Raw genomic sequence first — 14252 nt, 5'->3', positions numbered from 1 at the left:
AAAAACCGCTCTTTTAAGCGGTTTTTTTGTCTTTTCATATGCAATTTAGAAGCGGTAACCAACACCTAAATAAGTGATTAAAGGATCAATATCAATTTTAGTGCTGGCATGAATTAGTTGCTCACCCGTAGTTTCATTCACGACGTTAATGGTGGTTTTATTATTGAGTTTGGCATAAGAAACTGAAGCAACAGTAAACCAGTTTTCGTTAAAGTCATAAGTAAAACCTGCGGTAACAATCGGTGCGATGGCATCATCTGCATCCACATCTACACGCATAACACCAGAGGATAGTTTTCCATCGAGCGCTGCCCCGGCTTTATTATCTAAAACATTTTGAATCATATGGCCTGCCGCTTCTAAATCACTGCGAATTTCTGAATTGAGCTTAATATCATTAAAATAGGCATACATGAGACCTGCGCCAATATAAGGCCTAAATTTATTCACGCCACTTTTGCCAAATTGATACTGCGCTTCTAGGGCCGGTGTCCAAGCGCGCACCGTTGCAGCTTTAGATTTATTGCCAAGATTAGTGATAGGAATATCCTGACCTAAAGGCAGACCATCAGGAAAAACCATTGCAGCAATGCCAGTCGGTAATGCCAGCCCACTTAATGGCGCAAATATTTCACCTTTGCCTTTAATATCGACTTTCGGCGGAATCCCGCCGATAAACAGCAAAGAGACATTATCATTCATATAGTAGTTAATGGTTAAACCTAATGTATCAACGTTCTCCGCTTCAAGACCTGTATTGTGCGATTGCCATTCTTCCAAACCATTTACGGTCGCTGTTCCAGTAAAATCCTCACTGATATTCCCTTTTCCATCACCAATTACGCCTGCTAAGCCTTGGTCAAACATGGTTAAAATGCCTTGTTTTAAATTCACTGGTTCAGGATGCACACCGTCATCCATTGTTGCATTTGGATCAATAGAATTAACAAAAGCCTCCTGGCTTATTGTTCCTACTGTAGATTGGGTACCATTCTTCACAGCCGTATTAATATTAAACGGATTGGCTTTTCCTTGCGGCATGACATGCAGCCAGCCTGCAGAAACTGAAAAGCGTTTAAAATTCCCCTGTGTGGCTGCGACCCCTGCCTGTGTTACACCCATTAAAATAAGCGGCACAGCAACTAAGCCTAATTTCATTGTCTCATTCCTTTTTCGACATGATGAATTCATAAACAAATTTATTTTTCGAATAACCATCACATTAAGTGAACAATTATGCTTATCTATTGTTTGTATTTTTACCATACGTTAAAAAATAATGATTTCCATATCCACAGAAACCCAAGCATATCATTTCGGGTCACCATGTTATTTTCACATGAAATTTATCGATATTTAGGTTGAAAGCCCAGATGCGCTTCGATATGGTCATAACACCACTGGAAGATAAACGTATAGACTAAAATACAGGTCGTCATGCTCAAATCGAGCAAAATCGCTTGCCATATGGACATATCCATTGCATAAGCTACCATTGGAATCGTCGCAAGCATTAAACCGCCTTCAAAACCAATCGCATGCAGCACACGAACACCAAATGTTCTTTTTAACTTTCTTTTTGCTTCAAATTTTTCAAAAAAGTTATTGAAAATCATGTTCCAAATAACAGAAGTCACGGCCATAGCAATACCAAGCGTGCCCGTCACTTCCATTGGCACTTCAAAAATAAAACTCAACGCGATTGCAATGATCACCAACAGGATAATTTCATAGCTCAGCGCATGAACAATCCGTCTCTTGGAAATCAACATGTTAAAATTCTCATCAATCAATTGAACAGCCTGCAGTTTATTTTTATTAAATTGATTAATCGAGTTATATTCTTTCAATATTTTTGATAGATTAACCTATCTTGCTGAATCAAAATTTCAAAGGCCGCCAATGAATATCAATCAAGAACAGCTGATTATTTTCAAGACAGTGATGCAAACGGGTTCCTTTTCTGCCGCTGCGCGCAAGCTGGGCAAAGTTCCTTCTGCAGTCAGCATGTCTATTGCCAATTTGGAAATCGACTTGAACTTGAAGCTATTTAACCGTGTCGGCCGTGAACCTGTGCCTACAGCTCAGGCGAAAACCTTATTTGAAAAGACCGAGCAGCTCTTGGTCGAAATCAATCAATGGAAACAGCACGCATTGGCGCTGAGTTCCGGACTGGAATCAGCGCTGAATATTGTGGTGGTGTCTGAGCTGCTGCATACGCATTGGACGGATTATATTGCCCTGCTGGAAAATCAATTTCCGTCACTGCAAATTAATATTTTTACGGCGCCGCAGGAAGATGCGCAAAAAATGCTGTTTACGGGCGCCGCGCAGTTCGCCCTGATGTTTGAGCGCGAGCATCTGGAGAGCAACGAACAGTTTGTGGAGCTGAAGCGCCAAGCTTTAGTCCCTGTGGCTTCAATTGACGATCCGATGGCGCAGCATCCGTACATCAGTTTTGAGCAGATTCTGCAAAGCCGGCAAATTGTGGTCGCCAGCCGCGACCGAAACATCAAGCCGGAGCTGCTGTACTCTAAAAATTATTGGCGGACAGACAATCATCACTCTGCTTGCGCCATGATCCTGCAGACGCTCGGCTGGGGCGTTCTGCCTGAAGAAATGCTGCAAGAAAATCCGCTGCTGAAAAGCCGACTGAAAATTCTGAACTTTTCAGATTTCACGCCTAAATTCGAATATTTTGTCGATTTGGTCTGGAATAGGGAAAATCTGCAAGGCGCAGCTGCTCGTTTTTTGATTGATCACGTCAGAAATCAGCGGAAAAATACATTTTAACCAAGAACAGCCTACGCAATTCACTTGGGTTAATACCAGTTTGTGATATAAAAGAATGTACAGGCAATAACTTTAAGAACTAGATAGCAATGACACAAACTGCATTAGACCAATTAAAAAGCATGACGACTATTGTTGCGGACAGCAGCGACTTATCTGCAATTGAAAAATTTCGTCCATTGGATGCAACAACGAATCCGTCGCTGATTACGGCTGCAGCCAATCAAGCGGAAAATAAGCAACTGATTGAACATGCTTTCGCTCAAGCCAAAGAAGAAGGTTATGCAGGCAATGATTTAATTGAACGCACCATCGATATTCTGACCGTTAAATTCGGCGTGGAAATTTTAAAATTAATCGAAGGCCGCGTTTCAACAGAAGTCGACGCAGCGCTGTCTTATGACACAGAAGCTACCATTGCAAAAGCCAAGGAATTGCTTGCCCTGTATCAGCAGTACGGAATCGATCAAAAGCGCATCTTAATTAAAATTGCATCGACATGGGAAGGCATTCAAGCCGCCAAAGCGCTGCAGGCTGAAGGCATTAACTGCAACTTGACCTTGCTGTTTGGCCTGCATCAGGCGCAGGCCTGCGCGGAAGCCAATGTGACGCTTATTTCGCCTTTTGTTGGCCGCATTCTGGACTGGTACAAAAAAGCGGAAAATGTGGACAGCTACCCGATTGATAAAGATCCGGGCGTTTTGTCAGTCAAGCAGATTTATCATTATTACAAACAGCATGGCATCAAAACTGAAATTATGGGCGCAAGCTTCCGCAGCACCGCACAAGTGCTCGGCCTTGCAGGCTGTGATTTATTGACTGTTTCGCCGAGCCTTTTGGCAGAGCTTGCGCAAGATCAGCAGAAAGTTGAACTTCAGCTTTCAGCCCGCCATGTGCAGCCGCATACAGAACACCCGATCGCTGCTTTAGATAAAGCGGCTTTCAAGACCCAGCTGGAGCATGACCTGATGTCATTCCAGCTGCTGCAAGGCGGCATTGACGGGTTTATTAAAGCGCGTGAACAATTAAGCACGCTGTTGCGCCAATCTTTTGGACTGGATGCAGAAATTAAAGCTTAATTAGAATTTTTCATCTTGGTACAACAGCTGATGCCGCTATAATGCGGCATCAGCTTTTTTATGAGAATTTTCCCGTGTTTGGCATCACAGACTTAGCGACCTTCATTATCGGGACAATTTTGATTGTGCTGCTGCCGGGCCCAAACTCAATGTACGTGATGACCATTGCCTCACGCTTTGGCATTAAAGCAGGCTATATTGGCGCTTTTGGCGTCTATACCGGCGATTTGATTTTAATCATTCTGACTGCATTGGGCGCTGCATCTTTACTGCATGCTTTCCCTTGGCTGTTTATTCTGCTGAAAATTATCGGTGCAGTGTATTTAAGCTATTTAGGCATTAAACTGCTGCTGGCCGCTTATCGGACGTGGAACGCCACAAAAGCGCCTGAGCATATGCAGCAGAAGCAGGAATCCTTAGAGCAGCAGCGTCCTTTTCGCACCGCACTCACCATCAGCATTCTGAATCCAAAAGCTATTTTGTTTTACTTGTCATTCTTTGTGCAGTTTGTTGACCCCGCTTATCCCTATCCGGCTGTAACCTTTACAGCGTTGGCAATTGTGCTGCAAATCATCAGCATGAGCTATTTGACTGTACTGATTTTTTCCGGCGCAAAACTGGCCTCTTACTTCGCCAACCGCTTTAAACTTACTGCATGCTGTGTCGCTTCTGTAGGGCTGCTGTTCTGCGGCTTTGGATTAAAACTCGCGACATCTTCCCTCTAAATCAATGCTTCTCTTTTTATAGAAATACTCAATCAATATAGCCGCCTATTCAATTTTTTTAACTTTCGGCAAAAAGTTGATTCGCGTATGCTTATTGCGCTTTTCAACTTATTTTCATTTCTAAATGCCCCACAGCAGCAATGGATTATGCAAAAATTTCTGAATGATTTTTCTGTACCTGCGGTCTTTGCAGGTTTTATTACGTTTCTTGTCGGCATCAGTGTTTCAGCAGTATTGGTCATCGAGGCAGCGCAAAGGCTTGGCGCTTCTACTGAACAGATTACCTCCTGGTTTTGGGCCTTAGGCTTAGCCATCGGTTTAAGCGGCCTCATCTTATCGTGGAAATTTAAATACCCCGTTGCAACCTCATGGTCGACTGCCGGTTTAGCGCTCATTTTAGCGACAGGCAGCGGCTACAGCATAAATGAAGCCATTGGCGCATTTTTAGTCTGCGGCGTATTAACCGCATTGCTCGGCTTTTTAGGTATTTTTCAAAAAGTTCTGTCCTATATTCCGCAAAGCTTGACCAGCGCCATGCTGGCTGGCGTCTTGCTGAAATTCGGCATTTCCCTCTTTGCCACCATGCAAAATGACTGGGCTTTTATACTGTCCCTGCTGGCCACCTATATTCTGTCGAAACGCTTCTGGCCGCGCTACAGCATTGTCATTACGGTGATTGCAGGATTTATCCTGTGCCCGCTGCTGTTAAATTTCGGCCTTCCCTCCATTGCCATTGCTGCCACAAAACCCGTGTGGACGACGCCGGCTTTCAGCAGCTCCGCGATTTTAGGATTGGCCTTGCCTTTGTTTGTCATTAATATGGCGTCACAGTATTTGCCGGGTTTAGCCATGATTAAAAGCTATGGCTATCAGCCCAATGTCAATCAGCTCATTGGCTGGACAGGGACGGCTCAAGCGCTGTTTGCGCCATTTGGCAGCTTCAGTGTCAATATCGCCGCCATCAGCGCTGCCATCAGCTTAGATGATCAAGTGCATCCAGATCCTGCAAAGCGCTACATTGCCGGTATAAGCTGCGGCTTTTTCTACATTTTAATGGGGATCTTTGCCGCGACACTGACCAGCTTTTTAATGACTTTCCCTGCCGTGTTTATTACGGCATTGGCAGGCATTGCCCTGCTTGGCACCATCAGCCACAACATTGCCATTGCCTTTCATGAGCCGTCTGAACGCGAAGCCGCTTTGCTGACATTCCTGTTCAGCGCATCAGGCATCCAGTTTTTCGGCATCGGCGCGGCCTTTTGGGGACTGATCTTTGGCTTTGCAGTGCATTGCATTTTGAAGTTAAAGAAATAAACTCCTGCCGCTTATAGCCGCCCAGCCAATACAGCGGCGGCAGAGCCATAAAGATCATGTGTCTTGACAGAAGTTTTTAAATAGAAATTACATGCCGCATAAAAAAGCATCCGTTCGGATGCTTTTTTATTTAGGCGCTCTGCACATAACTGCGCTGAATCAGCTCTTGCTTCATGCGCTGCATTTCAGCAATATCGCCAGAACAGGCAAAGACATTCAGCCAAACGCCATCGGCAGCATAGCGCAGCAGCTGAAGCTCCATCCCGCTATCGGTCTGCTGATGCTGCGCCAAACGGCCATTCAGCCAATCCAGCCACAAGGCATTAAAAGCATGATCCGTCAGCATGGTCATCGAAATCGCGGACCAAAACCGGCCAATGCCGTCATTTTCTGTCTGCAAGGTAAAATAGATATAAGCGCGGGTGAAACAGCCATAGCCGCCCTGATCGTGCTGCATATAATCATCCACAGCCAAATCTAAACGCGACAGCACCTCCCGCACCATAGCATCCAGCAGTTTTTGCTTACTGGAATAGTGATGGAACACCCCGCCTTTGGTGACGCCGGCAAAATCAGCAACAGCCTGAATAGACACCCCAGATACGCCTTTTTGAGCAGCCAATTGCATCGCATGCTCTAAAATCTTCTGGCGGATGAGTTCAGGCTCTTTCTTCCGCTGATGCACATTTTCCATCAATGTCCTGCTGAATGAGAAAAAAGGTTAATCACAATCACACCGCTCACAATCAGTGCAATGCCAATCAATGCAGCCAAATCCAAAGTCTGGCGGAAAACAAAATAACCAATCAACGCGGTTAATACAATGCCGACGCCTGCCCAAATAGCATACGCGATGCCTAAAGGAATCACTTTAATCACTTGTGACAGCAAATAAAACGCAATGCAAAAAGTGATGACCACAACAATTGATGGCCCTACTCTTGTAAAGCCTTCTGACTTGACTAAAAAAGTTGAACCTGTCACTTCTGAAATAATGGCTAAAGCCAGCATGCCATAAGCCATGTAAACCGGACTCATCGTACTCTCAATTTAAAACATACCATACGAAAGGTATGTTAATTCATCAGGCAATTAATACAAGCAATATCTGATTTCTTTTTTGCCGTTTGGGATTAAGGCGTTAATGCATGCAGAAATTCCAGCGTCATTGCAAATGTTTGCTGACTGGCTTTTTTACTCATCATAAATTGATATTCATGCACCAGCAGTTCTTTCGAATCCGGATAGAAAGCCTCGACCACCGGCACATGATGCGTTTTTAAAGTTTCAACGAAAGGCAAGGATTGAGATGCCGTCAAGAAATCCTTATTGCCCCCGCTGATCAAGACCGGCGGAAAGTTTTGATTGATGTGCTGACGTGGTGAAATACTGGCAAGAAATGCTGAATCATTTTTCCGCTCGCCGGTATAAGCCTGCACTAAATTGTTGATCCCCCATTCCAGCAGGCCAATCTCTTCAGGCGCCGTTTCAACAAAGTCCTGCAAATCATAAATCCCGCAGTGCAGAATCAGGCCTTGAAGCTGGTTCCGCTTGATCACTGGCTGAAAATCCTGCGCTGCCGCATATTCAGGATTGGACACAAATGCCGCATAATGGCTGGCCATGTTGGCGCCCGCAGAGTCCCCTGCCAAATACAGTTTATTGGCATCAATATGATACTGCGCTGCATGGGCTTGAATATAAGATAAAGCCTGATTGATTTGCTGCAGCTGTGCAGGGTAAATAAACTGCGGCGCAAACTCGTATTCAACCGCAATGACGTTGTAGCCCTGCGCTGCCAGCAATTTAAAATAGCCGCCCGCATGCTCTTTCGAGCCAGAGACCCAGCCGCCGCCATGAATCCAGACCACCGTTGGGCGCGCTCCCAGCGCTGCAATGTTTTGCGGCTGATACAGGTCAAAATGCAGATCAGGATCGGCTAAATATTGAATATTTTTTTGCGACAGCACATCTTTCGGTGCATGTTTATCAATAAATTTTTTCTGAATTTCAGTCGATGCATTAAAGACCCCCGCAATCACTTTTGTGCTGCTGTGCGTATTTTGACAGGCGCTTAAGTTCAACATCAGGCTGCTACCGAACAGCGCCATCGCAATTTTCAAATGCATCTTCATTTCCTCAACTGAGGCTCTATTTTCTCACCAAATTCGGCCAAAATCACATAAAACCTACAAGTCATTGTTTTTATGAATAACTTCATAAATCCCGATCTGAATACTCAGATTTTTTTGCCGTGTTTTTGGCATTGCATGTTTTTTAAATTACTTCTAATTTTATGAATTTACAAACTTTTTTCCAATATTAAATTGAACAGCACCGCACAATATGCTATCAATGAGTTAAAGGGTCATTACAATATCTTTGGAGTTTCTCCCATGTCATATAATCAAATTTTAGTGCCGGTTGATGGTTCGCAAATCTCATTCTCCGCAGTCAAAAAAGCGGCGCAAATTGCAAAAGCATTTAACAGCAAACTGACTTTGATCAGCCTGGTGGCTGAAGACCCGTTTACCGATGCAGATTTCTATTATTCTTCTGCAATCATGAAAGAATACTTTGTGCAAGCGCATGAAAATGCAACTAAATCTTTAGCTGAAGCGCTGGAAACAGCCAAAGCTGAAGGCGTAACTGCAGATACGCAAGTGATTAAAGGCCAAGTATCAGCGGAAGGCATTGCTGCGGCAGCTGCTGAATTAAAAGCAGACCTCATCGTCATGGGTTCACACGGCCGCAAAGGCTTCCAAAAAATGCTGCTGGGCAGTTTTGCTCAGGATGTATTGCGCAATACTGAACTGCCTGTACTGATTGTCAAATCATAAGCATTCCGGCCCGCCTTTTGGCGGGCTTTTGCTCAGTCAAAATTATTCGATATCCATGATATTCATACATATAAAATTGACAGCTTCAGCATTTATCTCAACATCAAAAGCTTAAAACATCATTGATCAGGAGCGGCGCATGACCGTATATCAACATATTCTTGTCCCAGTGGACGAATCGCCAATTTCCTATGCAGCTGCAGAACAAGCTTTAGCCCTTGCCCAATCCCTGAATTGCCAAGTCACAATTATGAGCGTGATTGCTGTCGATCCTTTTGTCGGCGTCGACTTTTATAAAGTTGCGCCGGCAGTGACGGATTACTTTATGCAGGCAGAAAAAAAGGCGAAAGAACGCTTAGAAGAAATTAAGCAATCGTATGTCCGTGACGGTGTAAATGTTGACATTAAGCTGATTCACGGCGTTTCTCCATCTGAAGGCATTATTCAAATTGCAGATGAAGTCGGCGCAGATCTGATTGTCATGGGCTCACATGGCCGTACCGGCATTCAAAAAGTGTTCTTGGGCAGCGTGGCTCAAAATGTCCTGACCCAATCTCCGATTCCTGTATTAATTGTCAAAATTTAACAGGCTTGAAAATAAAAAATCCCTCCATAGAGGGATTTTTTATTTCAGATTGAATGGCTATTAATCGCTGCTTCGGATCACCACCGTATTGGCCATTTTGTCATGCCAGCCCTGTTTGCGCTTATCAAAGGCAATCCAGATAATGCCAATCATCATCACCATCATGGCTGGGAAATAGCCCACATAACGGATGATGGATTGCTTCAAATCTAAATTCTGCCCTGTTTCAGCATCCACAATTTTCATGCCCAGCAAAATTTTTCCGGGAGACGCCGACCACAGCAGCCATACAATGATGGTGTACAAAAACGGCAGTATATAATTGACTAAAATATCAACCCACAATATTTGCGGCTGTTCGGATAAGCCTGTCGCGAAGATGCGGTCCCAATCGCCGCGGTAAAACAGCCATAAAATTGGATAAGTTGCCGTCAGCATAATGACAATATCAATCAATGAAGCGCCAACGCGCGCCCAAAAACCAGCATATTCAACATCTTTGTCCAGCATCTGCATCAGCCCATTTTATGTTCTTTTTTCTAATCTACCCGATTTTTGCGCAATGCTCGAGTTTTAGCATGCTATAAAACAAAAATCCCTCAAATGAGGGATGGATCATAAAACGGCGCTTATGATTTGCTGATCGATTGATGCAGGCTTTGCAAATAAACTTCAGCCTCAATGCCATTGCTGAAAGACTTCTCAAACAGCCCCGTCTCCTGCACGCTGTTGGGCGTATATTCCACTGCGACCACAAAAGCGCCATCGCTGATATTTTTTGAAATTCGAACTGCAATAATATGTTGAGAGTTTAAATAAAAACCATCTTCAACTTTAACTAACATGACTGCCTCAGCTGGATAACAAGGATCAATTCATGCATCGGATGCATCAATTCATCTGTTATAAATCTAAAAAATTTAAACTTTATACTTGAATATTCTACCCCTTAACTGTGATTTATTTAATAGTTTTCACATGATTAATATATCTTTTTCACATAAGTTAATAAAATACGCAATTTAAAAACACCTGCAGCAGCGCACAGTGATGATTGCTGCATTAAATGCGGCATCACAGCAAAAACTGCATAAAAAAATCCCTTTACCGCATAGGCGGCAAAGGGATTTTTATGCCTCGCAAGTTTAAATTAATTAAACATTCAGCATGCTGTTCAACGTTTCAGATACGTTCTTCGATTTCACCACCGGCTTCAGCGCTTCAAGTTCCGCTTTGACTGTACTGCGCTGCGGCTCAGCCAAGGTATACCAGCGTGACAAAGCCTGCAGCAGGCGCGAGCCGACAATCGGGTTCTTTTCATCCAGATACTTCGCCAGATTAATGAAATGCTGCACACCAAAGCTCCATGTATTGACCGGATTTGCATTTAAGCCGCCACTGACTGAACGGATGCGGTTTGGCACAGCAAGGTCATAGTCAGGATGCGAAGTTAAATAAGCCAAGGTTTCAGCGGCCGCTTTTGGATGTGCAGCCTGCACCATAAACCATTGATCCAAAGAGAGAGCTTCATCTTTAAAGCGTGCATAGAAATCTGCCAGCGCAGCTTTGGCCTGCGGCGCATCATTCCAAACCAATACGCGCAAAGCACCTAAACGCTCAGACATGTTGCCGGTAGATTGATACTGCTGATCAGCCAGCTCAAAAGCTTCTGTATCGCCCTGGCGCGCCATCATGCTCAGCATGATATTTTTTAAGGCGCGCACACCCATTGCTTGAGAAAACTCTTTTTGGCTGTCTGGATCCAGCGCTAAATAGGTGTCTTTGCAGAATGCACCAAATTCACGCGCCAGCTGTTCAAGCAAGGCATTACGTTTCTCCTGAACCGCTTCCGGACGGTAATCCTGATCAATGCGGCTGCCTAAATAGCCTTCTGCAGGCACATCAAATATGCGCGAAGCCAGCAGCGGATCTTTTTCAATCAATTCAGGAACGGTATTTTTCATGGCCTGAATATAAACTTCAGAGGCATGATCATTCAGCAGAATGCGGTCCAGCAGCGTCTGCGCAGCTTGCCACTGGTTAAAGCCATTGGTTTCATACTGCATCAGGAAGGCAAGCTCTTCATCTGAATAATTGAAATCCAGATTCACCGGCGCAGAGAAATTGCGAAGCAAAGAAACCACCGGTTTTGCTGTCACGCCGCTAAACTCAATGCTGGCTTGCGCTTGATCAAATAAATACACGCCATCTTTGACGCCATTTTCAAACAAGGCTGCTGAATTCAATGTCAGCTGCGCACCGCTTTCGGCATCAAACAAGGCCAAAGCGACAGGAATCGGCACAGCTGTTAAATTTGGGTATTTCGGATGCGCTTTCAGGCTTTGCTTCAAGCTTAAGCGGTATGTTTGCGCTGCGGCATCATATTCACCCTGCACCTGCAATTTGGGCGTGCCCGGCTGGTTGTACCACGTCAGGAACGCGGATAAATCAACACCGGAACCCGCTGTCAATGCCGCAACCCAATCTTCAACCGTAACCGCTTGGCCGTCATGGTGGCGGAAGTATTCATCTGTCCCTTGGCGGAATTTTTCCTTGCCAAGCAAAGTCGACATCATGCGGTTGATTTCAGCGCCTTTTTCATACACGGTCGCCGTATAGAAGTTGTTAATTTCCACAAAATGATCCGGGCGCGGCGGATGTGACAGTGGGCCTGAATCTTCAGGGAATTGATGCGCTTTCAGCACCGCAACATCATCAATGCGCTGCACTGCTGCCGACTGCAAATCTTCCGAGAAAGACTGGTCGCGGAACACTGTTAAACCTTCTTTCAAGCACAGCTGGAACCAATCACGGCAGGTAATGCGGTTGCCTGTCCAGTTATGGAAGTATTCATGCGCAATCACCGACTGCACCCGCATGATCGCGGCATCAGTGGTGTATTCTTCATCCGCCAATACGCATGAGGTATTAAAAATATTCAGGCCTTTGTTTTCCATTGCGCCCATGTTGAATGCGCTGGTCGCAACGATCATATAATTATCTAAATCATATGCGCGGCCATAATGCTCTTCATCCCACTGCATGGAATGCTTTAACGCTTCCATGGCAATGCGGCATTTTGGAATGTCTTTTTCTTCCGCGTAAATTTCTAAAGCTACATTGCGGCCTTCTGAAGTGACATAATGGTCTTTCATGACGGCCAAATCGCCGATCACACATGCAAAGAGGTAGCTCGGCTTTTTGGTCGGATCTTGCCAGACCGTATAATGACGGCCCTCACCCGCTTCGCCGGCTTCCATCAAGTTGCCGTTTGCCAGCAATACCGGGAATTTTTTGTCTGCTTCAACACGGGTGGTAAAGACAGACAGCACATCTGGACGGTCTGGATAAAAGGTAATTTTGCGGAAGCCTTCCGGCTCGTTTTGCGTTACAAATAAATCGCCGCTGGCTTGGTACAAGCCTTCCAGCTGCGTATTGGATTCAGGATGAATGATCACTTGTGTTTCAATCACAGCTTGATCAGGCGCATTGGCAATCACCAACTGTTCAGCATCTAATTGATATTCATCTGCAGACAGCGCTTTGCCATTTAAAATGATCGATTTGAGTTCCAAATCACGGCCCAAAAGCACCAGATCACCCGCAGTCTGACGCTGCATCACCAATGTTGCATTCACCTGGGTTTGATCGTCAAAGACTTGAATATCCAAGTCGATGGAATCCACAAGGAAAGATGGTTTTTGATAATCTTTTAAATAGACAGTTTGGTCTGCTTCGACCGCTGGGTTTGCTGCAATATTCATATAATGTCCTGATCCTTTGCCAAGCCGAGACAGCTTTTTCTTATCAAAAGTTGCGAATGATTTGATCATACGGCAAGTTTTGCTGGCTGTCTGTGCATTTACCTTGTTTTTATATGGGTCTCTCAGCCTCAATTTTCAATTCACATTCTGCGTTAATTGCTGATTGCGGCTTATAATTTATCCAATCTTGCGCTGACTAAGAAAGACCTAGAACATTGGAGCGAAATGCAAAAGCGGCGGACCCCGCTTTAACTGCCCTATTTGCAGGCAATGTGCCTCTAAATGTGTTTCTATTTGCATCACAAGCAGCTGCCAGCAATGAATATTTACGCCCTCAAACAGCAATCAGAAAAGCGCTGCGGCTGGATGCGCATCAGCCGCAGCCGATCATGCCAACGTGGCAGCCCAACCCATCCATTGCGGTGAATAGGTCATCACACATCGTCACAATCATCTGATTTAAAATAAAAATATATTCAACAGTATGCAGCATTCATTTCAGGAATTTCTGCTTTTGAAGAAAGTCCTACATATTTTTCTAAAACTGTACATTTTGTGCACGATTCTTGCTTGTTTATAAATGTGCAAAGTTCACTATAAAACTAAGCAGTAAAAAAAACGCAGCAGCAAAAAAATGCTGCAGTACCAATTGGATCGGCTGTAAAAAGAGGTGCAGGATGTATTTAAAAGACCATATTGTCCGCGTAGAAAACATCAAGACCCTACAGACACTTGATGCCGCAAATATCGATCATAAAGTCATTGCGATGTTTATGACCTGCGAAGGCATTCCCCTTCAGGCGCATGAAGTCAGCGTCATCATCAACAGCTATGATGCACTGGGTTCGAAAAAAATTCCCAGCAAAAAAGCGCTGGCCTTAATGAATGCAAAGCTGGCTGGAGAGGAGGATGAATCATTGCCATGCCCAGCGGCATACTAAATGCTGTTCTTCACAGCAGCCCGTATTCACACTAACCGAGAGCTGAATCATTCAGCTCTTTTTATGGGCCGCTCTTTCTATCTGCTGTTCTGCCGGCCGTGCTATGCAGAGGATTCAGCCATGATTTTCAGTACGGCCTTGCGCCTAGATCCGGCGCGCGGGAATTATGCAAGGAATGAAGCATCGCCGCGGCATTTGCTGTGTATAATG

16 protein-coding genes are annotated in these 14252 nt (G+C 44.7%); 8 read left to right on the top strand and 8 right to left on the bottom strand.

Features of this window, described 5'->3' with window-relative positions; genetic code table 11:
- Positions 1–45: 45 nt before the first annotated feature.
- Positions 46–1122 carry an OmpW family protein gene (locus tag ACE3T3_RS03530; protein WP_374664295.1) on the bottom strand — a complete coding sequence of 359 codons (1077 nt, stop codon included), beginning with the start codon at positions 1120–1122 and terminating at the stop codon, positions 46–48.
- Positions 1123–1346: 224 nt separating this feature from the next.
- Positions 1347–1772: a chlorhexidine efflux PACE transporter AceI gene (aceI, locus tag ACE3T3_RS03525; protein ID WP_374664293.1), complete on the bottom strand. Its 426-nt coding sequence runs from the start codon at positions 1770–1772 to the stop codon at positions 1347–1349.
- A gap of 130 nt (positions 1773–1902) precedes the next feature.
- Between aceI and ACE3T3_RS03520 the strand changes: the two genes are divergently transcribed.
- The 4 genes from ACE3T3_RS03520 to ACE3T3_RS03505 all read left to right on the top strand — a co-directional run bounded on the left by ACE3T3_RS03520 (position 1903) and on the right by ACE3T3_RS03505 (position 5911).
- Positions 1903–2793 (top strand): LysR family transcriptional regulator, encoded by an 891-nt coding sequence (locus ACE3T3_RS03520; protein ID WP_374664118.1) that lies wholly within the window; start codon positions 1903–1905, stop codon positions 2791–2793.
- A gap of 89 nt (positions 2794–2882) precedes the next feature.
- The gene (gene tal, locus ACE3T3_RS03515) at positions 2883–3872 is read left to right on the top strand and encodes a transaldolase (RefSeq protein ID WP_374664116.1); all 990 of its coding nucleotides are present in this window, start codon (positions 2883–2885) and stop codon (positions 3870–3872) included.
- 74 nt (positions 3873–3946) lie between these two features.
- Positions 3947–4597 carry a leucine efflux protein LeuE gene (gene leuE / locus ACE3T3_RS03510; protein ID WP_374664114.1) on the top strand — a complete coding sequence of 217 codons (651 nt, stop codon included), beginning with the start codon at positions 3947–3949 and terminating at the stop codon, positions 4595–4597.
- 87 nt (positions 4598–4684) lie between these two features.
- Positions 4685–5911, top strand: coding sequence for a benzoate/H(+) symporter BenE family transporter (locus tag ACE3T3_RS03505; RefSeq protein WP_374664112.1), 1227 nt, complete (start codon positions 4685–4687; stop codon positions 5909–5911).
- Positions 5912–6041: 130 nt separating this feature from the next.
- Here the strand turns inward: ACE3T3_RS03505 and ACE3T3_RS03500 are convergent, their stop codons facing one another.
- The 3 genes from ACE3T3_RS03500 to ACE3T3_RS03490 all read right to left on the bottom strand — a co-directional run bounded on the left by ACE3T3_RS03500 (position 6042) and on the right by ACE3T3_RS03490 (position 8040).
- Positions 6042–6605, bottom strand: coding sequence for a TetR/AcrR family transcriptional regulator (locus ACE3T3_RS03500; RefSeq protein ID WP_374664110.1), 564 nt, complete (start codon positions 6603–6605; stop codon positions 6042–6044).
- Positions 6605–6949: a multidrug efflux SMR transporter gene (locus ACE3T3_RS03495; protein ID WP_374664108.1), complete on the bottom strand. Its 345-nt coding sequence runs from the start codon at positions 6947–6949 to the stop codon at positions 6605–6607. The genes ACE3T3_RS03500 and ACE3T3_RS03495 overlap by 1 nt, the downstream gene beginning before the upstream one ends.
- Positions 6950–7044: 95 nt before the next feature.
- Entirely contained in the window at positions 7045–8040 is a 996-nt protein-coding gene (locus ACE3T3_RS03490) for an alpha/beta hydrolase (RefSeq protein ID WP_374664106.1), read from the bottom strand.
- 267 nt (positions 8041–8307) lie between these two features.
- Here ACE3T3_RS03490 and ACE3T3_RS03485 point away from each other — a divergent pair, with 267 nt between their 5' ends.
- Both ACE3T3_RS03485 and ACE3T3_RS03480 read left to right on the top strand, forming a co-directional pair.
- Positions 8308–8751, top strand: coding sequence for a universal stress protein (locus ACE3T3_RS03485; RefSeq protein WP_374664104.1), 444 nt, complete (start codon positions 8308–8310; stop codon positions 8749–8751).
- 139 nt (positions 8752–8890) lie between these two features.
- Entirely contained in the window at positions 8891–9337 is a 447-nt protein-coding gene (locus ACE3T3_RS03480; RefSeq protein WP_374664102.1) for a universal stress protein, read from the top strand.
- A 60-nt stretch (positions 9338–9397) separates the two neighbouring features.
- On the opposite strand, the gene ACE3T3_RS03475 is transcribed toward ACE3T3_RS03480, so the two are convergent.
- From ACE3T3_RS03475 to pepN, 3 genes are all read right to left on the bottom strand, one after another.
- Positions 9398–9847 carry an RDD family protein gene (locus ACE3T3_RS03475; protein ID WP_374664100.1) on the bottom strand — a complete coding sequence of 150 codons (450 nt, stop codon included), beginning with the start codon at positions 9845–9847 and terminating at the stop codon, positions 9398–9400.
- Between the two features lie 119 nt (positions 9848–9966).
- Entirely contained in the window at positions 9967–10182 is a 216-nt protein-coding gene (locus ACE3T3_RS03470; protein WP_374664098.1) for a hypothetical protein, read from the bottom strand.
- Between the two features lie 309 nt (positions 10183–10491).
- Entirely contained in the window at positions 10492–13101 is a 2610-nt protein-coding gene (gene pepN / locus ACE3T3_RS03465; protein ID WP_374664096.1) for an aminopeptidase N, read from the bottom strand.
- Positions 13102–13316: 215 nt separating this feature from the next.
- Here pepN and ACE3T3_RS03460 point away from each other — a divergent pair, with 215 nt between their 5' ends.
- Both ACE3T3_RS03460 and ACE3T3_RS03455 read left to right on the top strand, forming a co-directional pair.
- The gene (locus tag ACE3T3_RS03460; RefSeq protein ID WP_374664094.1) at positions 13317–13559 is read left to right on the top strand and encodes a hypothetical protein; all 243 of its coding nucleotides are present in this window, start codon (positions 13317–13319) and stop codon (positions 13557–13559) included.
- 219 nt (positions 13560–13778) lie between these two features.
- Complete coding sequence (locus ACE3T3_RS03455; protein WP_374664092.1) at positions 13779–14042, top strand: hypothetical protein; 264 nt, start codon at positions 13779–13781, stop codon at positions 14040–14042.
- The last annotated feature ends 210 nt before the right edge of the window (positions 14043–14252 follow it).

The organism is Acinetobacter sp. (assembly GCF_041919735.1).
GTDB lineage: Bacteria > Pseudomonadota > Gammaproteobacteria > Pseudomonadales > Moraxellaceae > Acinetobacter.
This window is presented reverse-complemented; position numbering and strand designations above follow the sequence as displayed.

Coding starts and splice junctions, on each gene's coding strand:
- ACE3T3_RS03505 (WP_374664112.1), top strand. CDS start 4,685: ATGCTTATTGCGCTTTTCAACTTATTTTCATTTCTAAATGCCCCACAG.
- ACE3T3_RS03490 (WP_374664106.1), bottom strand. CDS start 8,040: ATGCATTTGAAAATTGCGATGGCGCTGTTCGGTAGCAGCCTGATGTTG.
- tal (WP_374664116.1), top strand. CDS start 2,883: ATGACACAAACTGCATTAGACCAATTAAAAAGCATGACGACTATTGTT.
- ACE3T3_RS03500 (WP_374664110.1), bottom strand. CDS start 6,605: ATGGAAAATGTGCATCAGCGGAAGAAAGAGCCTGAACTCATCCGCCAG.
- ACE3T3_RS03475 (WP_374664100.1), bottom strand. CDS start 9,847: ATGCTGGACAAAGATGTTGAATATGCTGGTTTTTGGGCGCGCGTTGGC.
- ACE3T3_RS03470 (WP_374664098.1), bottom strand. CDS start 10,182: ATGTTAGTTAAAGTTGAAGATGGTTTTTATTTAAACTCTCAACATATT.
- ACE3T3_RS03495 (WP_374664108.1), bottom strand. CDS start 6,949: ATGAGTCCGGTTTACATGGCTTATGGCATGCTGGCTTTAGCCATTATT.
- ACE3T3_RS03455 (WP_374664092.1), top strand. CDS start 13,779: ATGTATTTAAAAGACCATATTGTCCGCGTAGAAAACATCAAGACCCTA.
- aceI (WP_374664293.1), bottom strand. CDS start 1,772: ATGTTGATTTCCAAGAGACGGATTGTTCATGCGCTGAGCTATGAAATT.
- ACE3T3_RS03520 (WP_374664118.1), top strand. CDS start 1,903: ATGAATATCAATCAAGAACAGCTGATTATTTTCAAGACAGTGATGCAA.
- ACE3T3_RS03485 (WP_374664104.1), top strand. CDS start 8,308: ATGTCATATAATCAAATTTTAGTGCCGGTTGATGGTTCGCAAATCTCA.
- ACE3T3_RS03480 (WP_374664102.1), top strand. CDS start 8,891: ATGACCGTATATCAACATATTCTTGTCCCAGTGGACGAATCGCCAATT.
- pepN (WP_374664096.1), bottom strand. CDS start 13,101: ATGAATATTGCAGCAAACCCAGCGGTCGAAGCAGACCAAACTGTCTAT.
- ACE3T3_RS03530 (WP_374664295.1), bottom strand. CDS start 1,122: ATGGGTGTAACACAGGCAGGGGTCGCAGCCACACAGGGGAATTTTAAA.